This is a genomic window from Lactivibrio alcoholicus (genome assembly GCF_055390895.1).
This window is the reverse complement of the sequence record NZ_AP042471.1, coordinates 1,648,343-1,669,837: the sequence shown is the minus strand read 5'-3', so window position 1 is coordinate 1,669,837 and position 21,495 is coordinate 1,648,343. Positions and strand designations below refer to the sequence as shown.

Sequence of the window (21,495 nt, the reverse complement as noted above, 5' to 3'; positions counted from 1 at the left end):
TCATCGCGTACGGAGAGCAGCGGCTGAAGTTCGTGGCCGAGCGAGGCCGGGGACGATCACTCCGTGGTTGTGACAACGCAAATCTGATCACCAGGGAGAGCCGTAACAGCGCCTCGCTATCCCGTATGCCGTCCGCCGCAACCGGTTGTGTTACACCTTATTTTCAAAAAGTTGCGTCTGCACGCGCGCTCTGTAGCGCACCGGCTTGTTCATCTTTTCGACCGCGCCTTCATCGACGAGACGCTGCAACCACGCCTTTGTCTGCGCGTTTGTGACACCAAGCGCGGCGGCCACTTCCGCGTCTTTCATCGGCAGGATCAATATCGTCCGAATCGCTTCCCGCACTGCTGAAAAGAGCGTCTCAGCCGGAGTTACTTCCGGCTGGTGTAGCTCTTCGAGCGTTTCGGCACGCGCCGCCACATCCGATGCGGCCGGCTGCGTGTGCACAACATCATCGACAGGCGCCGATGGTTCGTTTTCCGTCTTTATCGCCCTGGCGAGATCGAGCTGCACGGGCTCCGCTGGAGTGGCTTCCACCGCCTGCATTCCGTCGATGAGCGAAAGCCCGACACGTTGGGATACAGTCATAGAAGGCGCCCGAACGTCAAACACTTCAGCGAAGGAATCGACATCCTGCGGGTTCGGCCAGGGAAGCGCTCCCTTGTTTCGCAGCGCGTCCAGTCCGGCGGACGGTTCGCCCGTCGATCGAACGAAGACGGGGACCAACTTCAGCTTGCCGAGCTGCTCCACGGCGCCCGCCCACGTGCCCCCCTTGTTGATGTCGGAACTCACAACCAGAGAGGCGTCGGCAAACGCATAGATCAGCTTGTTTCGCTGCATGGCGTTGCCGACGTTGAACCCTGCGTTCGGGTCGTAGGGTGAAATCAGCACCAGCCGACCGTCGAGCAGGACGTTGCGGTTTTCGCGGTTCATAACGCTCTTCTCAAGACCGTCCGCCAGGACGCCGCAGACTGTTCCGCCCGCCTCGAGCGCGCCGCGCATAGCGGCCTGATCGATGCCCTTGGCCCCGCCCGAGACGATCGTTCTGCCGGCGCGTGCAGCCAGTCGCCCGATGGACACGGCATAGTCGATCAATACGTCGTCCACATGGCGCGACCCGACGACGGCAAGCCCGCCGGAATCCAGCAGGCTCATGTCGCCGCAGCCATAGAGCACAGCAGGCGCGTCTTCCCGGAGGCGGATCTTCAGGCGTCTCGGATACCCGGCATCGGCGCGACTGACCACCCAAACAGCGCGCGCTTGCCAGCGTTCGATCACCTGACTCAGCAGGAATCCTCGCCCCAACAACCGCTGCATGCGGCTTTCGTCGATCACCGATCGGCACGCACCCAGGACATCGGCCGCGTCCGGCGAGACAAAATCGGCCGGCTGACGCTGAATCTCGCGCAAATGGCGCGCAAGACGCTTATATTCGCCCGGCGAGAGCAGATCGGGCGACGACGCAGCGCCGCCCTGCGCGATCAACGGCGCCGTCAGCAGCAGGATCGCCTGCGTGTTGGGCGAAAGGACCGGCGTCATTCGCCGTGTCCCGCGTGCGAAAGGGCCATCGGCCAGACTGCGCCGCTCCCGTTCGTGCGCAGCAGCCACGCCGCCACGGTCAACGTCCAGCGCGAATCGACCATGTCATCGATCAGGAGGACGGGGCCGGACGGAACTGGCCTGCGGTTCAGCGAAAGCGCACCGTCAACATTGCGCGCCTGTTGCGTGCTGTTATTCATCGTTTTTTGTTCGGGCCTTTCGCATTGTTTTACGATGACCGCATGAAACGGCAGACGCAGCGCCGCAGCCACTCGCCGGGCGAAATCCGGGACAAGGTCGGGATGCCGGAGCGACGGCACGCAGGTCACCCAGGCCGGCGCCGGTTCCGGATTCCACTCCTGGAACATCTTGACGCAGGCGGCGACAAGGTCGTCCGAAAAACGGCCGTCGCGGTATTTGCCGTGTCGCACCAGGCCGCCCCAACCGGCATCGCCCCAGACGCAGAGGGCTCTTCCGGGCTCGGCCCGATGGGCGGGCGATATGGATCCTTTGACGTCATACAGGGGCATCCCACCATCAGGCCACTTCTTGCGCGGCTCGATGGGCAAGCTGGTTCGGCGAAGAAACGCGACCGCCGCTTTCACCAGGTCGGGATCCACAGTCGTCGGCAGTGGAGGCAGGGCAGGTTCAGTAACGACGCTCGGGTCGCCGTCGAGCGCCCGAACCAGAAAGCCCATGTGCGCGCCAAACGGCAGGCTGACGTAATCCTGCATCTGCCGGTGCTCGTCCCGCCGAAGCGACGTGAGGCGTTCCGCACGTTCCCAAAACGCTTCGCTCAGCCTCGCCGCCGTGAGCTGCCACTTGCCGCCCTCCCTGGCGATGGGAGCCGGAGATTCGAGGGAAAGCAGCTCGATCGTCTTCTCGACACGTCCCTTGCTCGCATTGACCCGGCTCAGTATCCCGGGAACGGACAGGCCGTCGGGCTCCGTTTCAAGCGCCTCCAGGACATGGGCGACCTCCTCGCGGGTCGGAAAGGCGCTCCGGATAAACCACTCGTTGATGTCAGACTCTTCCTCCCCGCTGAGCAGCACCCCGTAGGCGGAGTCCAGCGCTCGTCCCGCACGACCGACCTGCTGGTAGTAGGCGACCACCGACCCCGGCATCTGGTAGTGGATGACAAACGCCAGGTCGGGCTTGTCGAAGCCCATGCCCAGGGCCGTTGTGGCGACCAGCGCCTTGACCCGGTTGTCGAGCAGCGCCTGTTCCAGAGGCTCCCGACGCTCACCTGTTTCCCCGGTGTAGGCCTCGACATTGAAACCTCGGACCTTCAGCCAGTCCGCGACCTGATCGGCGTCACGCTTCGTCAATGTGTAGATGATGCCGCAGCCTTGCAGCGCAGCAAGTTGCTCCGCCAGCCATGCCAGGCGTTCGGTCTGGCTGGGGAGACGGATGGTCTGCAACGAAAGCGAGGCGCGATTGAGATCGCCCCGGGACACCTCGAGATTGGGGCCGAGCACCGCGGCGAGATCGTCCATCACCCTGTCGTTCGCTGTCGCCGTAGTGGCGAGGAGCCGGAGATTTGGCGGCAATGTCCTGACGATGCGTTCCAGCAGCCGGTAATTGGGACGGAAGTCGTGCCCCCAGTCGGAAATGCAGTGCGCTTCGTCGATGACCAACAGAGAGATCTGCGCCGCGATACGCGCCAAAACCTGACTGCGAAAGCGCTCGTTCGCCAGGCGCTCGGGCGAAATCAACAGGATGTCGATCTCCCTTCGGGCCAGTTTGCGCTCCACCGCCGTCCAGTCGTCCATGTTGTCGGAGTTGATCGTGGCGGCGCAAACGCCCATCCGTTCCGCCGCGGCGATCTGGTTTCGCATCAGCGCAAGCAACGGCGAGATAAGCAGCGCAGGACCTGCGCCGGTTTCCCGCAGCAACTTTATTGCGATGAAGTAGACGAAGCTCTTGCCCCATCCGGTCTTCTGCACGACCAGCAAACGGCCTTTGCCTTCGACGATGTGGCGGATAGCCTCTTCCTGGCCTTCGCGGAAAGCGGCGTCGGGAAGTCGCGTCCCGGTCCTGAGAAGTTGCAGCGCCGTTTCTTTCTTGAATTCCATAAGTCTTCACCAGACCTCTTGAGTAAAATGATGAGATGGCTCCGTAAAAAACGCAGGTTTTCCGGTCACCGTCCGCATACGACCCCTCGAAAATTTGCTCCGGAGACGCGCGTTATACCCGATGTGACGGGAAGCGTCTCATCGCCCGCTATCGTTGCCTTGTAGGAAGGACACTCGTCACAATTGACGCTGCAATGCGCTATCATCACTGATGCCCCCTATTGGTTACATTCGCATTGAATCAAAACACATATCTTCATGATTATCAACACTTCATTGAAGAAGCCGTTTCGCACCCCCGTGGAACATCCAGGCGCAGGCGATACGGCCCCTAAACAGGCTTCAGGCCGACTCGCCGCGAAAAGGGCTTGACGGGCCGTCCGAAATTTTCCTTCGACCGAACCTCGTGCCGGGATCTCATGAGCGTCCTTCCGGGGAATGGAATTTCCGTCGCGGCGGAGCCGCTTCGATGACCTGCGACGACTGCGAGGGAAACCTCGCCTTCCTCGCGGACGGAGAGCAACGGCTGAAGGTCGTGGTCTAGGGGCGAGTTCCACACTACGTAGGAGCTGCGCTGAAAGAGAAAAAGAACGGAGGCGCGAGTGCCCCTTTTTTTGTCGAGAAACCTTGTTCCTTTTCTAATGATGCCGGATAATGGGGCAGCAAGGATAAAGGAGGTGGGTGCCGTGAACGGGACCGTTTTGGACGCGAACACAAATCGAAGCGAGCTGACGGAAGAACAACGGCGCTGCCGATGCAAGACGGTGAACCGTCTTTGTGGCACGTATGCCGAAAAACTTTCGGGCAGCGAGGAGTTCCTCGAAGAAAAGCATCACGACATCGAAACATGGTAGTCATCCTTGACGCCTGGGCGCTAATCGCCTGTTTGACGGGGTACAGGCTATCGTAAGGGCGATCCTCATTGAGGTGCTCGTTGCGGCCGGATATGATCCTCCGATCGAACGAAACCGTTTCCAAAAAGGGCAAGAGTACGATATGCGTCGCTGCGCTACGCCTCACAAAGTCGGTCGATTGTCGATCCTTATCCACCTACCCCTATGCACGCCAGCAATCGACTCGAGTAGGACGATTCGTTCTGCAAGAATCCCGAAAAGACCAGTTCTCGATGGAGAAGTTCGGGCGCCGTGCTGTTGATAAGGGAACCTATTTGTCGTTTGTCTTGAAAACGGCGTGTCTGCGAGGGGCGTGTGCGAAGAAGCTCTTGTGACAGCCGCTCCAGATATGGCGACCGCTCGCCCCCTTCAGAAATTCCCAACCTTATGACCTTCTGTTGAACCTGGCCGCCCTTGCCGTGGACCACCACGAGCCAAATCGTAATCAAGCCCGTCGCGTTTCCATTGCCTTCGATGTCGCCGAAAAGCGCCCGGTCTTGCGGTTCGATGGAGATGCAGGCGTCGAGCCACTGCCGGACCACCGGATGCTCAAGGCCAAGGAGGTTCAACTCCTCCTCCTGAAGCGCCTTGTCACGATCCGTGGTGAATCGGAGAGGTTCGGAATTCGGGCGGTTCAACACAAAGACATCCTTCCCGGCGGGGCGGAACTCGCCCCCCTCGAAACGCGCCGCCAGCTGGGCGAAGGACAGAAGCCGCTGCATGCCTCGCCCCTCGTCGTCAAACTGTTTGTAGTCGCCCAAGTTGAATCTATCGAGGTCCTGGAAAAGCTCGAAGACTACCTCGCGAGCGAGATTGGCGTTGGTCATCGCCACTTCGAGTTCCTGCCGCGTCCGTCTCAGGGTCGGATCGAGGATCGCATCCTGGTACAAACGCTCGTAACTCAGATGGCTGCTCAGCTGGCCCAGAACCTGTCCTCTGAGGTCTTCAGCGATCTGGCCGTTATCGTCCAGCTTGCCCAGGGTCTGCGCTATTCCGTGCAATTTTTCTTCGAGCAGCAGAAATATCCTGCCCTCGATAGTGTCCGCTGCGACCAGATTGTAGACCTGGGCGGTGTCCTTCTGTCCGTAGCGATGGATACGTCCGATTCGCTGCTCCAGGTCCATGGGGTTCCAAGGGAGATCATAGTTGAAGAGCACTCGTGAGAACTGGAGGTTTATTCCTTCGCGCCCTGCGGCCGTGCTGAGCAACACCTTCGGGCCGTCCGGACGTCGGAAACGTCGCTGTGCGGCCGTCTTCGCCCCGTGATCGCCGCCCTTCAAGATCTCGACGCGTTTTTCGGGGAAGACGGCGTCGATCGCTGCACGCAGACTCTCGATGCTCCCGAGATACGTAGCGAAGATCACGACCTTCTCGTCGGGGCTGATTCTCCAGAGTTGCCGCAATGCCTCCAGAAGGACGCTCGTCTTGGTTTCCATCTCTTCGGGGAACTGCTCGAGAAGTTCCCGAATCCGCCTTCGCTCCTCGGGAAGAGCCACGGAGACAAGGCTTGCCACAGCATCTTCACCTGTGACCGCAGTAAGCTCGGTGTCGCTGAAACTTTCCGCAGTCTGGACAAAGGACGCGGTCTCCTTCCGCTTCTTCAAAAGCTGGACTTTGGCGTCCGCGAGCAACTGCTCCGCCTGCGCCATTCCGAAGATGTCGTCAGGCAGCTTGTACATCTCCCGGATCAGGCCCCTCGCATCTTCGATGGTGCGGTCCCGACCGTCGACATCGAGCAGTTCGTCTCTCTCGATAGCCTCCTCGATGGTCAGCATCAGGAGCCGTTTGCGCAGCGTCGCCCGGACGGCGGCGAAACTGCTTGCGGCGATCTTCTGGAAGATGGTCATGACAAATCCGAGCGCACGCCCTTGTTTCCCCTGGGCGGCCGCAAGGTTGTATCCGTCGCGCAGATAATCAAGCAGTGCCTGATAAAACGCCATCTCCCTTTCGCCGAGCGTGAACCCTTGGGTATGAACCACCCGCCGGGCAAAAAGCGGACTTCCGTCTGAAGCGCAGGCGTCCGCCTTGGTCCGACGCACCACTACGGCGTTAAGCCGGTGTCGGTTCTCGACCATGTCGCCTTCGTCTTCGAAGAGGGACGGATCGAGCAACCGTACAAGCATCCAGAACCGGAAATGGTCACCCTGGTGCGGCGTGGCGGAAAGCAGAAGCAGGTCCCGACAATGGGGACGGATCGCTTCGGCCAGCTCGAAGTTTTCGGTTTTGCGCATCGTTCTGCCGGTCTTGTAAACACTCAGATGATGGGCCTCGTCGAACACAACGAGGTCCCACGGCGGCGCATCCAGAAGCCTCTTCACCCGAGCCCTTCTTTTGAGCGAATCCACGGAGACGATCAGCCGGTTGTGCTTCGCGAAGGCGTTTGACTTCCGGTCCGTTACGTCGCCCTCCGACCCGAACACCTCGAAATCGAGATTGAAGACCTCGTTCAGTTCGCGCCGCCAGTTATCCACCAGGCCTGCCGGCACGACCATCAGCGCCCGGCGCATTTCGCCGCGCGACGCCAATTCCCGGAGGATCAGGGCCGTCTCGATGGTTTTGCCGAGGCCGACTTCGTCCGCAATGAGAAATCTCCTGGGTCTGGCGTTGGCGACCCGATGCACGACCACGACCTGGTGGGGGAGCAAATCCACCTTGGCGGAGGTCAGGGTCGCCGCGCTTTCCATGAGCGGCAGCTCGGCCGCTTCCACAGCCAGCCACAGGCGCTCGATGGCCTCCGGGGTGACCGGTTTCAACCCGGCTATAACACGGTCGGTCCAGCTCTCCGCTTCCTGAAGCGCATGCAGCGGAACCTGTCGTTCCCCCAGCGCCCGGAAGAAGACGCGGACGAACCCCGTCGGCTCGAAGCCGACGACAACGCCCTCCCCCAGCTCGGGGTGTTCGACCTTCCGGCCGATCTGCAGGTCAGGAAATCCTTGCGACATGGTATCCAAACGTTACGTTCTTCCCCTGTTCGTCACGAATCAGGCGCGTCATGTTCATGGTGGCGCTTCCGTCCCAGAGGGAATTCGACAGCCGCACCCGTTCGCGGTCCCGTCGGATGAACAGCACCTCTTCGTCGGATGCCGTCAGCTCGAACGATCCCTCCCGGGCGCCGAAGCCGAAGACCACCCCGCACTGGTCCCAGCGGTCCTGGAATTCCTGCACGAACGTCTTCACGCGGCTCTTCAGGAACGTCTCGGCATCTTCCGGTTTCAGGACTTCGAGGAAGGTCTCGATGCCGCAAACGAGCACCGTCCGACCGCTCGCGGGCGGCTGGGCCGGCCAGTCGTTCATCCACCTGAGGGCTTCCCGCATGGAGACAAGGGCGCCGGCCTCTATGAGCGGACCGAGGGGGAGCGGATCGAACACGACGCTCGATCCGCGTCGATTCCACGCGCTTGAGGACATATCCCGCATCATTCGACCTCCGCTTCCAGTTGTTCGAACAGCGTCATCTGACCGGACGCCGGGGCCTTCTCCTGCTTGGCCCGCCAATGGCCGACAAGTTCCATCGCAAGCGCGGCGGCCCGTTGAATCTCCCTGTCGGGGTCGGTCTGCGCACACCAGTCTAGAATCGGTACCACCGATCCCTTGATCCGGAAGGTGGCCCGGTTGAGTTCATCTGAGACATTCACGCCGCTGCCGGGCGATGCCGCGCCGATCAGGAAATGAGCCTGATCCAAGTCGGTCTTGAGGACCTTGCGGTTTCGTCCCGGAGCAGTGAAATACTGAAAACGCTCCACAACGGGGATCACAAACACCTGCGTCCCGACCACGCGAATCCAGCCTTGCGCTTCAAAGTCGCCCTGCGAAACCCCCGTGCCCCGAAGCGTCTTGTGAAGCTCATCCCGAGCCATGACGCGACGACCCTGGAAGACGCGCAAAAACAGCCGCGACGTCGGTTCCGCCGCATCGGGCGGGCGGCGCTTGCCCTTCTCATCCTTACCGGTCAGCAGGTCGTCCAAGAGCAGGTTGATCCCGAGGAGCGCGTCCCGCACTCCCAGCACCTGACCGTCACCCGTAAGGACCCGGCCGTAATGGCGGCTGTAGAACTCGAGGGCCTTTCCGCGCAGAATGACCAGAAGGTCCGATTCGGGAAGCTCCCTTCCGTGGGAATGCTCCAGAAGCTCCTTGAGCTGCGCCGCCTCATCCTTGACCCATCGGCGCATCCGCGCCCAGCTCACCGCTTCCGGTTCTTCCAATCGCTTCCGGCAGACATGAATGATGTCGTATTCGATCTTCCGGGAACCGAACGCGCCGGCGGCGCCCTTGGTTTCGTCACTTCGAATCGGATACGTGGCGACCAGGAGGTATCCGGCGTTGAACAGGGCCTCGAGGACATCCACCCACGGCGCATCAGCGCTATGGTGGAAGGTGAACGCCATGAGACCGCCCTGCTTCAGGAGCCGCCCTGCCTCGGCCCAGCAGGCGGTAAGCGTCTGCTGATAGAAGTCAGCGGCTGGTTCCGGCCTGTAGAGCGGGTTCGGGGCGTTTTCTCCGAGTTCCGTATCGCCGGTTCGTTCGCGCACCCCGGCGAGAATGCCACTCGTGAGGAGCGGCTCCCGCTCGAAGTCATCCCGGTCGTCAGAATGCTCGACGGTGTTGTCAACGGCCTCCGCCGCGTGAGGAGTCCGTTCCGGCTCGAAATACTTGCGCTCCGGCATGCCGCGGTACCACTTGCGCAAGGGCAGGCGCATCCAGACGTAGAAGAAATCGGCCAGATCGGCGTAGAACAGATTGTTCCCGAAGGGGGGGTCGGTGATGACCAAATCAAAGAGGGCGCCGTTCAACATCGAAAGGTCGGTGGAGGAGCTGCAAAACAAGTCTGCCGCTGCAGGACTAATATTGTCGCCAATTTCCACTCTCGTACTCTTGGCCTTTTCGGTCTCTGGAAGAAGAGCAACTTCCCAAGGTTCGTTTTCCCATCTAACCCCTTCAAGAGTGGCTGCTTGGGCGGATTGCCAATTCCCTCTTCCAAGCTGGTTACAAACGCAATTCTCAATAACCAATGCTTTGGGGTGGTAGTTCGCGTTGGATAGATGTGGTGCCATGCAATCGCGTGAAATATCCCAGAAACAGAACATGTTCTGATTCCGCAGATACTGCTGCAGCGCACCCAGGGCCTGTTCCCGAACATCCAGCGGCCATTCGTTTTCCGGGGCCTCGGTGATGGTGCGCAAAAGCTGCGTATGCACGAGAAGCTGGCGCGGGTTGAACATCTTCCACCAGTGGGTATATCCCCAGCCGACGTTGACCCCGCCGTTTGCTCGCATCATGTAGGCGTCCCAGCATTCCTGACGCGGCCAATATTCCTTCAGGTCAGCCTCGTTCCGGTCGGCCCATTCCCGCTCGGCCTGGATCAACCGCTTCACATCGCCCGGCTCGATGGGCTTGAAATAGCGGCCGTTGTAGCTATACCCCTCGGCCTCGCACTGCGGGCAATGACATTGCAGGGCGTAGGCCGCCACGGGCGCCGTGTGCTTCGTGGGCTTGACCGATTCGAGGATGTCCTGTGTCTTGCCGCACTTCTGGCAGACGAAGTGGGATTTTTGCGGCACCGTTCCCGTCCGGGTCTGGATGCGCGTACCGTCGGCGAGCACGATCTCGCGGGGCAACCCGAACTTCTTGCGGTCCGCCGCGGACCCGGCGTCATCTTCCCCGGCGCCGTCCTCGTCTTCGCCGGACTCTTCCTCGTCCTCCACGGCGATCTCTTCGTCAGCAAGGCGGATGCGGCCGCGGACCTCGACGAACTTCATTCCTTCAAGCCGTTTCTCAAACCACCGGGCGGTCAGCTCCGGATCGGCGCCGGCGTAACCGCCCAGTTCCCTGCCGTCATCGAGGCCGGACGAGCCCTCCAGCCACTTCGGATGAATCAGAAGATACATGAAGACATGGCGGCTCTCGATGCCGAGGTCCGCTTTCCTGACGTTCCCCGCCCTGAAGTCATTGCCGACATGCGAGTTCCCTTCTTGATCGACCCATTCGATTCTCTCGCCCCGGTGATTTTCGAGAACCCTTTTTATTCCTTCCCCGGCGAACGCGCCGCACTTCGGGCAACGCACCCCCGCTTCAGCGTCCAACATCTCCAAGGCCCGACAGATTCGCTCCTGCTTTTCCTCTTTGTTCCCCTTGCTGTAGTCCTTGAGGAGTTGCGCAAACTCCTGACTTGTCTCCGTGAAGCCCGGCTCGTTGTCGAGCACGACGCGCTCGACTCCCGGAGCCATGCGCGTTTCGCCCAGTTCGATATTGAATTCATGACCGCAGGACGGGCATGTCGATGGGATGAAGTGGGCGGTCAGCTTCTTTTCGGCGATGACGGGCGAGCGGAAGATCGGAGTTCGATGATTGCAGTCTCGTGCGTCACAGGGTCCGTGCTTGGCCCAGAAGGTGTAGATGATCTCCGCCCCTTCCCACCGGTACCGGCTGCGCTGGTCCGGGGGGATCTCGGCGGGATCGATGTTCACGACATCGTTGGTCTCCCGGTTCACCCAGCGCCCCGTGTGGCCCCGCGGACAGGTCGTGGTGTAGAAGGGCTGAATGAGGGGCTTTACCTCGGTCTCGATTGCCTTGAAGAGCGCTTTGACTTGTTCGGGGTCGCTGCACGCAAGCTCGTTCTTCGTCACGAACCAGGCCACGGGATTGAGATCGACGCCCGCCATCTGAAAGCCAAGCCGAGCGCCTTCGACCAGGGTGGTCCCGCCTCCCATGAAGATGTCGAGCACCCGGAGCTTGCGAAAATGCCCGGCCTTCTGGTGGTTGCTGTAGTAATGGTCCCAGACTCGTTTGGCCGCCTGGGACGGATCTTCGGGCGCTTCTGTGGCGGCCGCGATCAGCAGGCTCCGAAAGACGCTCGAGCGGCGACGGGCCCACCATTTGGACATTTGATAGATGGGTTTGCCCGCATTGCCTTCGAGATTTGAGAGCGCGTTGACGGGCACGATGGGAAAGTCCACTTCCAGACAGACGGGAGGTCTGTCCGGATTGCTGAAATCGGCTACCGGAAGCCGGATGGCCTTGCCGAGGTTTGGGGGGTCGTATTCGTTCGTCTTCCTGCGGGGCTTCTTCCCGGACGGCTTCTCGTCGGCCGGCGTCGGCTCCACTCCAAACAGATCGTTCGTTCCGTCGTTCATCATGTCCTCCCGGATCACAGCGGCGGCAGTTCAATGAAGGGAACGGCGACTTCCAGAAGGCTCATGCCTCCGTGACACACATGTGGGAAGCCGCCCTGGACCTTCCATTTTTTCTGCCCCATGACGATGTGGTGTTCGTTGTGGGTTACCGCAATCGGGGGCATGAACCGTTGCCGCCAAGCGTCATTTGCGTTCTTGTACCGCGCCGCGCCGAAGGTCTCGCGCAGTTCCCCGATAACATCCGGATCGGTCTGCTCGCTCGAAAACAGCTTGCTCACTGCATATCCGTGGTCGGACGTGATGACGAGTTTTCTCCCCTGCCGGAGCCTGTTGACGAATTTCCAGAACCCGTCGTCCTGGAGCGTTGCAGCCGCGGCCTTGTAGATCTGATCCGGGAGTATCTTGGGAACGTGGATGAGATCGTCGAGCCAGCTATGCCATACGAAGACGTTGGGCTCATGGGGAATCCCTCCGGCGGAGTCCTCAAAGGGGACTCTGATCACATCCGTGTAGGCCTTCGAGTCAAAGAGATTGAAACTTCCCGGCGCGCCGTTCCCCGCCAGAGAACTGCGGGAGGGCAGCCCCAGCGCGCGTGCGAACTGGTCTGTGTCGGACGGCGCTTCGGCGCCGGTCACACATACATCGGCGGGCCGGATATTCCGTTTTTGCGCGCCGCCCAGGAGCCACGGCATCTCGCGCAAAGACAGGGCGTCCAGCACAAGAACGGCGCGGCCGACGCAGGATGGAGCGGAACACCATACCTTGAGCTTGGTCGAGGTTCTGGGAGCAGCCTCGGGATAGGCCTCCCATAATTCCCAGGCGCTCTCTGCCAGAAGGCGGTCGGGAACGACAGTCTGGTTGTGGAGATCGACCGGGGAGCAGGATACGGCGATTTCCTTCAACTGCGAAAAGATCCCACACCACGAATCCACGGCCGAGGGAGCGTCCAGGATGATGCCGATCCAATCGGAAGCTGCATTCATTCTTCTCCTCCCTCCTTGGTGAGCGACACTTCCATAGAGGCTTTGAGACTCGAAGGAAGGCGCGAGAGAATCTGCTTCACCTGTAGTACGGTGAGGCCGTTGAACTCGATCGTGGTCGTATCCAGCACGGCGCTGGGATCAACGCCCCATTTTTCAAAGCATGCGGAGAGGTTGATGCCGGAGGTCGCCTCTCCCGTCCGGTGGACCGCCCTGGGCGCAGTCACCGGAGGCACATGCCCGACCGGCCCTGTCGGCGGCGTCATCGGAGGCGTCACCGGGGGCTTCGGATCGCCGCCGGGCGGTTGCGGGGGCGCCACGTGAGGCTGTGCCTCCGGGCCCCTGACGGTCGTCCCTCCCACGGCCGCCGGAAGGCCAAGCTGGATATGCCGCAACTCCTGCCCGACGCGGAAACCCTTGGACCGGACAAAACGGAGCGCGTCTTCATCGCTCGAATGCTCCGGCAGACGGCTTATCCAGGTTCCGCCGACATTCAGCACAACCTTGCCACGCGAGACGATCTTCAGGACTTCTTCATTGATTGGGGTTTCGCCAAGGAACGGAATGGCATCCCTGGTATCCGGCGGCGGCGGTTCAGAAAGCTCGTCAAGCAGATCCCCCACAAGGCACGATTCCTTGGCCCGCTCCACAACCAGGGATTGAAACTCGTCGGGATCGAAGAGGTCCTCGACAAGAGCTTTTTCGACTGCGGCCGGGATTTCATCGCCTTGCGCGGTCACACGTTCCACGTCGAAGATGCATTGTTCCGGCTGCCGGTAATTCCATCGCCGCAGCACGGCAAACCTGTTGAAGCGCTTCTTCAGCGCGTCCCGAAGCGGCTTGTCGAATTCTTCTTTCAGGCTGCGGTATTTGGAATCATCGCGCCACGCTATCGAGGTAAGGAAGGAACACCGCGAACAGAAAAGAAGCTCTCCATCGCGGTAGATGCCTTTCTCTGTGTCCGCCGGCAAAAGGAATCTGACCATATTTCGCTTTGCGGGAACATGAGCGGCAAGCCATGCGCCGAGGGCCTCCACGCGTTTCGCATCGCTCGTTTTGAGCGCTTCAGGAATGACAATGAGAACCGGTCTGTCCCATTTCAAAGGCTTGTCCGCATCTTCGACATCGGCCCAGGGATCGTCCTGCCAGTTTGGGCCCAGAACGATGACGCGAGAGGATGATTGCTTTGTTTCCGGAACAAGGGTGTGACGCAGGGTATTGCGAACATGCTCGATATCTTTCCCCGGATAGACCGTTTGCCCCGCCTCGGCAGCCGAAACGCCCTGTTGCCAGAGCTTGTCGTTTTTTGCCGAAGCACGGACCTTCGAGCGGGGATTTTCTTCCAAACCGAATTTCAGGCGACCGTCCGGGCTTTCTTCTCCATGGATGTTGATGCTGGCTTCAATCAACTGAACGAGTTCGCCCTGAAACGAATTGTCGTCGACGGGTCGTTCGCGAGTAATGTCGAGCTGAAGCTCCTGTCTCGTTCCGCCCGCGTTTCTTCCGGGCGACATGGATCGTATCCAGAGTGCGCTGACCAGTTCGCGCGCATGGGGTACAGGGGCTCCGATCGTCCTGATTGTTTCGAGGTTTCGTTGAGCCACTTGCCGGAGCCTTTCCTGCTCTCCAACTGTGGCGATCGAATCCAGGAGCGATTGAACGCCGCACGTGTCATCATCCACGAAGAAATCGGCGGGGGTAATGATCGGGACTTTTTCGCCTCTCTCCCGATAGGAGGAGGCGAGGATGCGAATGAGGTCGCGCGTCTCCTGGGCAGCCTGGGACATGAGGATGTGATCTTCCAGCAGCTCCATAAGTTCAGGCGAAAAAGGCCAGCAGGCCGTGACCTCCGATACAATCCGAGATCTTTCGGATTCCGGAAGATGAGAGAAACGAAGCCGGAAACGCTCTGACGCATAGGAATCAAGAAGATTCCGGATGTCGTCCGTTGGGATGTTCTGGCGGTTTTTAAAGAGACGATACAGGAGCAGATTCTTCCGGTCGTCCTTCGCAGTCGGTCCCCGGAAATCGACAACGACGGGACTGTCGCGGTGTACTTGTCGAAAGGCCTCCGTATTGTTATTGAGCACTGAGATGACAAGAATCAGAATATCCGGCCGATCCTTGGATAGTTCGGACAGATTCTGGATGAAATTCTCGGCCAAGGTCCGATACTTGATCCCTTCCGCCCCAGGCTGATCGCTCAGACCGTCGAACCATTTCTGGAATTCATCGAGAATCAGCGCTATGGGTTGAGCTTCGAACATCTCCTCCAACAGAGATCGAGGCGGATATGGCCGCCCCATCTGATTGAATTTGCCTCGGAAAAAGTCTCCCTTGGGGTGACGCTCGAATATGAGGTCCCACAGCTTCGGGTACTCCTGGTTGTGAACCGGTTCTGAAATGGCGAAGAAGCGGTTTTCCAGAACGAGACCGCTCAAGGGCTGCGAGCCAAGTCTGTTTCCCCATTCGTTCGCCCAGCTTTGAACCTGAGAGGGCGACTTGATCGCATGGTGCATCACGGCCATGATGTGGGATTTGCCGCGGCCACGATCCCCCATCAGGACAATGGGGCGCTTGGAACGATCGGTGCTGACCGCGCGCAAAGCCGTCTGAACGTCCGCGGTCGGGTATGTAATTGAAAGGATGTAATCCGGCGTTCCTTGAGCGGCTCCGGAGTTGTCCTTCCTGCGCAGGGTAATGGCTGTGCCCGGCATCTGGGAACCGAGGAATTCGTCTCGCAACTGTAAGTTCAGCATCATCAGCCTCCACGCTGGATTCTTTCTTCCTGCCGTCAGGGATCTGACTCTGTTCGTTGTCTCAGCCCCGTTTGTCTTCACCCGCGCAACCAATTCGTCTTTGCGGAATTTCTGCAGGCGCCTCATACGGTGCGCTCATTTGGGAGACAGTATGCCGCTGAACCGTAAGAAGACGCAGTTCTGTTTCTCTTCCGTTTTTTCTCAAGGATACTCAGCGAAACAGAAACAATAGTATAATATCATTTCAAATTATTCATAATACATCTCAAGGTATTTTTCTATTCGTTTGTTAGTCCAATTACCCGCCGCCGGAAGCAGGAAGTCATTCAATATGTATTTGACAATAGCGTCTTCGCTGAAAACAGGTTCTTCTTGACTGTCATAATAACCATTGTAGTCTTTAGCCTGAAACCAAATAATTCGCTTCGTTGGAAGATCAATTTTTTCAACCCTATACTCTATAAGTGATTGGATCGTATCCAAATAAGCATCCCACATTACAGATTCTTCATCTTGTACCTGAACGCATATTTCGTCCCAGACATTCCTGAGAGGCGTGTCGTCCCCCGACTGCATGCCTTCCTTCATTTTCTGGAGTTCGAGGATAACCGCGCCGGAAATTTTTCTGCAACGCTCCTTCGCTACTTCCCGGATGATTTCGTCCTTTAATTCCATCTCTTTGAGATCTAGCTCTTCATCATGGAATGCTTTATGTTTTCCTGGGTGAGCAAAGGAAATCTTTCTGTTTGAATCAGCGATTCTCCAGCCTTCCATCTGACGCCGAAAGGGTTCCCATTCGGAAGGACTGCCTAAACGCCGCAAATATTCGGTTGCATCTCCACTTTCCCAGTCATACCGCTCTGCGAAGTATTCCACAAACCCGAGCAAGTGGTAGAACGCCTGATCGCCCACCTGATACCAAAGGTCCGCACCGATAAAATCGCCGTACCCAGCGCTATATTCCAACGCATTACGGTGCAGCTGAAGTGCGAATTCCGCCACAACATCTCTCACCGCGTCCTGTTCAAGTCCGGTCTTGTCGGCAATATCGCTGATTATTGTTCGATCCATCTGTGTCTCCTTTGCTGTCCAAAGGTTCCCACACGTAGATGATCTCCGGCGTTCGCTTCCATCAAGAGTTATTTCGACACGTCGATTTACATATTCATTAACAAAAAATAAAATAACTCAAATACAAGTGTCTTGTCAAGCTCAAAACCCACATTTGGAAAACAGTGCATTGAGCGCTTCGGACGACGATGAAACAGGGATGTAGCGCCGGTCTGAATCCGCAACGATGTTTTACGTCCTCGACAAAACAATCGCTATCTATAGTTTTCACCGATTAGAAGCCGTGTCCGCCGGAGTTGCGCCGCGAATGCCTCACCGGCTCGCGCGGGCGTTCTTGGCGCGCAGGAAGGCGTTCATACGGTCGCGGGGCAATGTTCCGTCGCCCCGGTACGGCTTCACCGTGTCGCAGGTTTCGTATTCGTCGCACGTCGCGCAGAAATCCACGCCCTTCGCCCGCGCGCACGCACGGATCGCGCAGCGCGCGCAATCCGTGGCGATAAGTTTCAGATCGGGATACTTGCACCCCAGGCAGACGAAGTCGATCGCGTCGCTTTGCACGTCGCCGTACTTCTCGTTCATTTCGACGAGAAGGCTTTCGTCGCCTGCAATCGTCCCCTTGTAGGAAGGACACTCGTCACAGTTGATGCCGCAATGCGCTATCATCCCCGATGCCTCCCTTTCATGTCCGTATCGCGCGGCGGGATGCGGACTTTCCGGTCGCCGCTTGGGCCGCGTTCATTCGTACTCCTGCCCCTCGATCCAGCCATGCAGGAACTCGAGCTGTTCGGGCGTGTGAAAGTAGTGCTCGCCGCCCTTCATGACCGTCACGCGGCACTTGAACTTCCGCGCGAAGGAGTCGAGGACGTCCCGTTCGGTCAGGGTGTCGTTCTCTCCGTACAGGATGGAGGTCGGGCTGTCCCATCGCGTGACCGGGTGGTTCCTCACATATTCGTAATACTCCCACGACAGCGTTTCGCCGAAGGACGTTTCGATCCGCTTTTCGCCCCGAAGGCGCTCTTCGGTGACGTTCGACCAGCGCATCATGGTGCGGATCAGGCGTTCCATGTCGAGGATCGGCGACACGAAGAGGCAGCGCGCGAATGCGACGCCGCCGTACGCCACCAGGCTGAAGTACGCTCCCAGGCTGCACGCGTAGAGCGACAGGCTCCGGTGTGCGTTCGTCACCGCGTCGTATATGGCGCGCAGGTCGCGGACGCCGTTCCGGACGGTGCAGGGATACGCCTCGCCCGCGCGCTCGCCGTGTTCGGGAAGGTCGAAGCTGACGACCTGATAGCCCTTTGCGGTCACGACGCGCGCGAAGGATTCCGCTTCTTCCTTTCTGGAATACCGTCCGTGAACGAAGAGGAAGGCCTTGTCGGAAGGGGGGCCGTAAAGAAGCGCCGGGATGCCGGCGATGTTTGTCTGTGTCGTTTCCATTGTGTGTTTTTCGTTCTCCTTGTTATGTCCGAATAGTGCGATCTTCTCACTTTCGGGCGTCGTGTCAAGCGCCCTTATCCGATCGCCCCGCCGAGGTAGGCCGCCGTTCGCGCGTCCTTTGGGGCCGCGAAGACGTCCGCGGCGGGGCCCTCTTCGACGAGGCTCCCGTCCATGAGGACGACGACGCGGTCGGCGATGCGCCGGGCCTGCGCGAGGTTGTGCGTCACGATCACGAACGTGTAGCGCCCCTTCAGGCTTTTGAGGATGTCCTCGATGTTCGCGGTGTTCCCCACGTCGAGCGATGAGCAGGGTTCGTCGAGAAGCAGGGCCTCCGGTTCGGTCGCGAGCGCGCGGGCGATGCAGAGCCGCTGCTGCTGGCCGCCGGAGAGGTGCAGGGCCGAGCGGTCGGGGTCGTGCGCGACTTCGTCCCAGAGGCGCACCATTTCGAGCTTTTCCCGGACGATGCGCTTCTGCTCCGCCCTGTCGCTGACGCCGCGCGACGGCAGCGCGTAGGCGACGTTTTTGCGGATCGAGAGCGGAAAGGGCATCGGCGTCTGGAAGACCATTCCGACCCGTTCGCGCAATGCGTGCGCGTCATCGCGCCCTGCCGCAGCTCCGTTCAGCAGGAGGTCGCCGTCGACGGCCGCGCCGGGTTCCTCGTCGATCAGGCGGTTCATGACCTTGAGAAGCGTCGTCTTGCCGCACCCGGAGGGGCCGATGATCGCGGTGATTTCGCCCCGGGGGATGCGGAGCGACAGGTTCGAGAGCGCAGTCGTTCGGCCGTATCGGACGGTGACGTTTCGGAGTTCCAGCAGGGGCATGGCGGCGTGTCTCCTTTCGGGCGTGTCAGCGCCGTTTTCTTCCGGAGAACAGGAAGGCTGCGGCGTTGAGGATCAGGACGAGCGCGACGAGAACGAGCGCGGTCGCGGCGGCGTGGTCCATCGAGATTCCCTGGGTCACGAGGACGTAGAGGTGCATCGGCAGCGCCGTGACGGGCGACAGGGGCCCGAGCGGCGCGGACGAGTAGAAGACGGCCCCGGTGAACATGACGGGCGCGGTCGCCCCCATCGCGAAGCCGGCGGCCTGCGCGGCGGCCGATGCGAGGTCCGGCAGGCAGGCGGGAACGACGAGCCGGAAGACCGTGGCGTACCGGCCGACCCCGAGCGCGAGCGACGGGACGAAGAGGCGCGTCCGTTCGCGCAGGAAGGCCTCTTCGGCGCGCACTTCGATGAACGGGAAGATCATGATTCCGAGGACGATCCCGGCCGCGAGCAGCGACAGCCCCATCCGGAGCCCGGAGACGAGGAAGGCCGCGCCGAACAGCCCGAGGACGATCGAGGGGATTCCGGCGGTCACGCGAACGGCCATGTGCAGGAGGGCCGCCTCGAACGCCGACGGACGCCCGAAGACGAGGTGCAGCGCGACGGACAGACCCAGCAGCAGGCCGAACAGGCACGCCGTTCCGCCCAGGAGCAGGCTTCCGAGAATCGCGGGACCGACGCCCCCCTCCCGTCCGATCGGAAGGCCCGAAGGCGGTTGCGTCAGGAAGCCGGCCGTCAGGACGCCCCGGCTCTCGAACACCAGAAGCGCGACGATCGCGATCACCAGGCCGAACGCAACGCCGCACGCGAAGCGCGACGCGGCGCGGACGAACGCGGGAAGGGCGCGCCTCATCGTCCGGCCCTCCCCCGGAGGCGATGCGCGGCGAGCGACAGCGCGAACAGCAGCACCGTCAGCACGAACCCCGCCGCGTAGAGCCCGGAGACGTGGAGGCTGTCGACCTCCGCGCAGCCCATTTCGAGCGCGATCAGCGCGGGAATCGTCTCGGTGCGGCCGAGAAGCGTCGGGAAGAGCGGCGAGTTGCCCGCGACCATCATGACGGCCATCGTCTCGCCGAGCGCGCGGGCCAGCCCCGAAACGGCCGCCGCAAGGATCGCCCGGCGCGACGCGGGCAGCACGAGCCGCAGCAGCATCTCGTCGCGCCCGACGCCGAGCGCGAGGGACGCCGCGCCGTATCGCGCGACGGCGTCGCGCATGGCCTCCTCGCACACGGCGACGATGAAGGGCAGGATCATCGCGCCGAGGACGAGCGACGCCGCGAGCACCGACTCCCCCGACGCCATCCCGAGCCGCTCGAAGCCGCGAACGACCGTCAGAAGGCCGAGGAAGCCGTACACCACCGACGGGATTCCGGCCAGAACGTCGATCACGGGCCGGACGACGGCGCGCGTTCGCGGTCCCGCGACGCAGAGCGCGAGCGCCGCGCCGACGCCGACGGGCAGCGCGACGACGAGCGCGCCGAACGACACGGCGAGCGTTCCCGCGATCATCGGAAGGATTCCGAGAACCGGGTCGGTCAGCGTGGGCAGCCAGTCGCTCCCGGAGAGAAAGCCCCACAGCGACGCGTGCGACAGCGCGGGGAGGCTCTCCTTCAGCAGCGCCAGCGCGACGAACAGGAAGAGCGCCGCCGCCCCCCTGGCCAGCCAGGCCACGGAAGCGGCGACGACGGATTCGAACCGGCGGGATGTCACCGCGGCGCGCAACCTACTTCGCGGGGACGAACCCCATGTCGGATACGATCTTCATGCCCGCGGGCGACAGCAGCGCATCGACGAACGCCTTTTCGGGCGCGGTCAGCTCGCCTTTTTTCAGCACGAGCAGCGGGCGGGAGATCTTGTAGAGCCCCTTGTTGATGTTCTCGTTCGTCGGCTTCACGCCGTCGACCGCGAGCGGGATCAGCTTGCCCTCGTTCTGGGCGGAGATTCCGGAGGACGCGTAGCCGATCGCGTTTTTGTTCTCGATGATCTTCGTCACGAGCGCGCCCATCGACGGGGCCTGGATCGCGTCCTTGCGGACGGGTTTGTCCTTGAGAACAGCGTCCTGGAAGACCTTGTGCGCGCCGCCGCCGATGTCGCGGATGACGGCCACGATCGGGTCCTTCAGCAGCTTCGCGTCGAGGTCGTTCCACGTCGCGTATTCGCCCCCGAAGATCTTCGCGAGTTCTTCGGTCGAGAGGCCGTCGCGGAGCTTCGCGATTTCGTTGGCCGGGTTGACCGAGATCGTCAGCGCGTCGGTTCCGAGAAGGTACGCCTTCAGTCCGTCGATAGAGGCCTTTTCCTTCTCCGAGAGCGGACGCGAGATGAGACCGAAGTTCGCGAGGCCCCCCGTGACGGCCTTGATTCCCTCGCCGGAGCCGCTCCCCGATACGACGATCCGGATGGGCAGCGCGGGCAGGGACGGGTCGACGGCGTTCCACGTCTTCTTCTCGTCGGCGAGCGTCTTGGCGACCTGCGAGATCACGGGCCCGAGCGTGGACGAGCCCATGAGCGTCAGCGTTCCGTCGAACTCCGCCGCGCAGGCGAGCGTGGCGGAAAGCGCAAGTGCGAGAGCGAACAATAGGGATGCGAATCGTTTCATGAAAAACACTCCTTTCAAAATTCGGCAAGACATTCGGGAATGCCTGTGGACAACTTCGCCACAGGCGACAGGGTTCGACACATTTGTGGATAACAGATGTGGATTGTGTGGATACATTGCGGGGATCTTTCGCACCTGACAGGCGGCCGCAGGGGGCCGTGAACGAAAGAGACTCTTACGGACGAGCGGACGGA

Annotated in this window: 15 protein-coding genes; 1 reads left to right on the top strand and 14 read right to left on the bottom strand. The window is 60.7% G+C overall.

Features of this window, described 5'->3' with window-relative positions; all coding sequences use genetic code 11:
- Positions 1-150: 150 nt before the first annotated feature.
- Complete coding sequence (locus tag ACZ5IU_RS07700; RefSeq protein WP_464421610.1) at positions 151-1,539, bottom strand: DNA-processing protein DprA; 1,389 nt, start codon at positions 1,537-1,539, stop codon at positions 151-153.
- Complete coding sequence (locus ACZ5IU_RS07695) at positions 1,536-3,614, bottom strand: RecQ family ATP-dependent DNA helicase (protein WP_464421609.1); 2,079 nt, start codon at positions 3,612-3,614, stop codon at positions 1,536-1,538. The genes ACZ5IU_RS07700 and ACZ5IU_RS07695 overlap by 4 nt, the downstream gene beginning before the upstream one ends.
- A gap of 686 nt (positions 3,615-4,300) precedes the next feature.
- Here ACZ5IU_RS07695 and ACZ5IU_RS07690 point away from each other — a divergent pair.
- Positions 4,301-4,468, top strand: coding sequence for a hypothetical protein (locus ACZ5IU_RS07690; RefSeq protein WP_464421608.1), 168 nt, complete (start codon positions 4,301-4,303; stop codon positions 4,466-4,468).
- Positions 4,469-4,656: 188 nt separating this feature from the next.
- Here the strand turns inward: ACZ5IU_RS07690 and ACZ5IU_RS07685 are convergent, their stop codons facing one another.
- The 12 genes from ACZ5IU_RS07685 to ACZ5IU_RS07630 form a co-directional block, all read right to left on the bottom strand.
- Complete coding sequence (locus ACZ5IU_RS07685; RefSeq protein ID WP_464421850.1) at positions 4,657-7,449, bottom strand: DEAD/DEAH box helicase; 2,793 nt, start codon at positions 7,447-7,449, stop codon at positions 4,657-4,659.
- Complete coding sequence (locus ACZ5IU_RS07680; RefSeq protein WP_464421607.1) at positions 7,430-7,927, bottom strand: hypothetical protein; 498 nt, start codon at positions 7,925-7,927, stop codon at positions 7,430-7,432. The genes ACZ5IU_RS07685 and ACZ5IU_RS07680 overlap by 20 nt, the downstream gene beginning before the upstream one ends.
- Positions 7,924-11,640 carry a hypothetical protein gene (locus tag ACZ5IU_RS07675; RefSeq protein WP_464421606.1) on the bottom strand — a complete coding sequence of 1,239 codons (3,717 nt, stop codon included), beginning with the start codon at positions 11,638-11,640 and terminating at the stop codon, positions 7,924-7,926. Before ACZ5IU_RS07675 ends, ACZ5IU_RS07680 begins: the two co-directional genes overlap by 4 nt.
- 11 nt (positions 11,641-11,651) lie before the next feature.
- A complete protein-coding gene (locus ACZ5IU_RS07670) occupies positions 11,652-12,620 on the bottom strand; it encodes a PglZ domain-containing protein (RefSeq protein WP_464421605.1) in 969 nt (322 codons plus the stop codon).
- Complete coding sequence (locus tag ACZ5IU_RS07665; RefSeq protein WP_464421604.1) at positions 12,617-15,379, bottom strand: DUF499 domain-containing protein; 2,763 nt, start codon at positions 15,377-15,379, stop codon at positions 12,617-12,619. The genes ACZ5IU_RS07670 and ACZ5IU_RS07665 overlap by 4 nt, the downstream gene beginning before the upstream one ends.
- A gap of 246 nt (positions 15,380-15,625) precedes the next feature.
- On the bottom strand, positions 15,626-16,447 hold the full coding sequence (locus ACZ5IU_RS07660; protein ID WP_464421603.1) for a hypothetical protein: 822 nt from the start codon (positions 16,445-16,447) through the stop codon (positions 15,626-15,628).
- Positions 16,448-16,759: 312 nt separating this feature from the next.
- Positions 16,760-17,110: a DUF3795 domain-containing protein gene (locus ACZ5IU_RS07655; protein WP_464421602.1), complete on the bottom strand. Its 351-nt coding sequence runs from the start codon at positions 17,108-17,110 to the stop codon at positions 16,760-16,762.
- A gap of 72 nt (positions 17,111-17,182) precedes the next feature.
- Complete coding sequence (locus ACZ5IU_RS07650) at positions 17,183-17,884, bottom strand: alpha/beta hydrolase (RefSeq protein WP_464421601.1); 702 nt, start codon at positions 17,882-17,884, stop codon at positions 17,183-17,185.
- 74 nt (positions 17,885-17,958) lie between these two features.
- On the bottom strand, positions 17,959-18,705 hold the full coding sequence (locus ACZ5IU_RS07645) for a phosphate ABC transporter ATP-binding protein (protein WP_464421600.1): 747 nt from the start codon (positions 18,703-18,705) through the stop codon (positions 17,959-17,961).
- Between the two features lie 25 nt (positions 18,706-18,730).
- Positions 18,731-19,558 (bottom strand): ABC transporter permease family protein, encoded by an 828-nt coding sequence (locus tag ACZ5IU_RS07640; RefSeq protein WP_464421599.1) that lies wholly within the window; start codon positions 19,556-19,558, stop codon positions 18,731-18,733.
- Positions 19,555-20,415, bottom strand: a complete 861-nt coding sequence (gene pstC / locus ACZ5IU_RS07635) for a phosphate ABC transporter permease subunit PstC (protein ID WP_464421598.1) — start codon at positions 20,413-20,415, stop codon at positions 19,555-19,557. The genes ACZ5IU_RS07640 and pstC overlap by 4 nt, the downstream gene beginning before the upstream one ends.
- 13 nt (positions 20,416-20,428) lie before the next feature.
- Positions 20,429-21,301 carry a phosphate ABC transporter substrate-binding protein gene (locus ACZ5IU_RS07630; RefSeq protein ID WP_464421597.1) on the bottom strand — a complete coding sequence of 291 codons (873 nt, stop codon included), beginning with the start codon at positions 21,299-21,301 and terminating at the stop codon, positions 20,429-20,431.
- Positions 21,302-21,495 lie beyond the last annotated feature (194 nt).

What these genes read in the sequence shown, in the direction of transcription:
- ACZ5IU_RS07700 (WP_464421610.1), bottom strand. Translation starts at nt 1,539, where the DNA reads ATGACGCCGGTCCTTTCGCCCAACACGCAGGCGATCCTGCTGCTGACG.
- ACZ5IU_RS07695 (WP_464421609.1), bottom strand. Translation starts at nt 3,614, where the DNA reads ATGGAATTCAAGAAAGAAACGGCGCTGCAACTTCTCAGGACCGGGACG.
- ACZ5IU_RS07685 (WP_464421850.1), bottom strand. Translation starts at nt 7,449, where the DNA reads ATGTCGCAAGGATTTCCTGACCTGCAGATCGGCCGGAAGGTCGAACAC.
- ACZ5IU_RS07680 (WP_464421607.1), bottom strand. Translation starts at nt 7,927, where the DNA reads ATGATGCGGGATATGTCCTCAAGCGCGTGGAATCGACGCGGATCGAGC.
- ACZ5IU_RS07675 (WP_464421606.1), bottom strand. Translation starts at nt 11,640, where the DNA reads ATGATGAACGACGGAACGAACGATCTGTTTGGAGTGGAGCCGACGCCG.
- ACZ5IU_RS07670 (WP_464421605.1), bottom strand. Translation starts at nt 12,620, where the DNA reads ATGAATGCAGCTTCCGATTGGATCGGCATCATCCTGGACGCTCCCTCG.
- ACZ5IU_RS07665 (WP_464421604.1), bottom strand. Translation starts at nt 15,379, where the DNA reads ATGATGCTGAACTTACAGTTGCGAGACGAATTCCTCGGTTCCCAGATG.
- ACZ5IU_RS07660 (WP_464421603.1), bottom strand. Translation starts at nt 16,447, where the DNA reads ATGGATCGAACAATAATCAGCGATATTGCCGACAAGACCGGACTTGAA.
- ACZ5IU_RS07655 (WP_464421602.1), bottom strand. Translation starts at nt 17,110, where the DNA reads ATGATAGCGCATTGCGGCATCAACTGTGACGAGTGTCCTTCCTACAAG.
- ACZ5IU_RS07650 (WP_464421601.1), bottom strand. Translation starts at nt 17,884, where the DNA reads ATGGAAACGACACAGACAAACATCGCCGGCATCCCGGCGCTTCTTTAC.
- ACZ5IU_RS07645 (WP_464421600.1), bottom strand. Translation starts at nt 18,705, where the DNA reads ATGCCCCTGCTGGAACTCCGAAACGTCACCGTCCGATACGGCCGAACG.
- ACZ5IU_RS07640 (WP_464421599.1), bottom strand. Translation starts at nt 19,558, where the DNA reads ATGAGGCGCGCCCTTCCCGCGTTCGTCCGCGCCGCGTCGCGCTTCGCG.
- ACZ5IU_RS07630 (WP_464421597.1), bottom strand. Translation starts at nt 21,301, where the DNA reads ATGAAACGATTCGCATCCCTATTGTTCGCTCTCGCACTTGCGCTTTCC.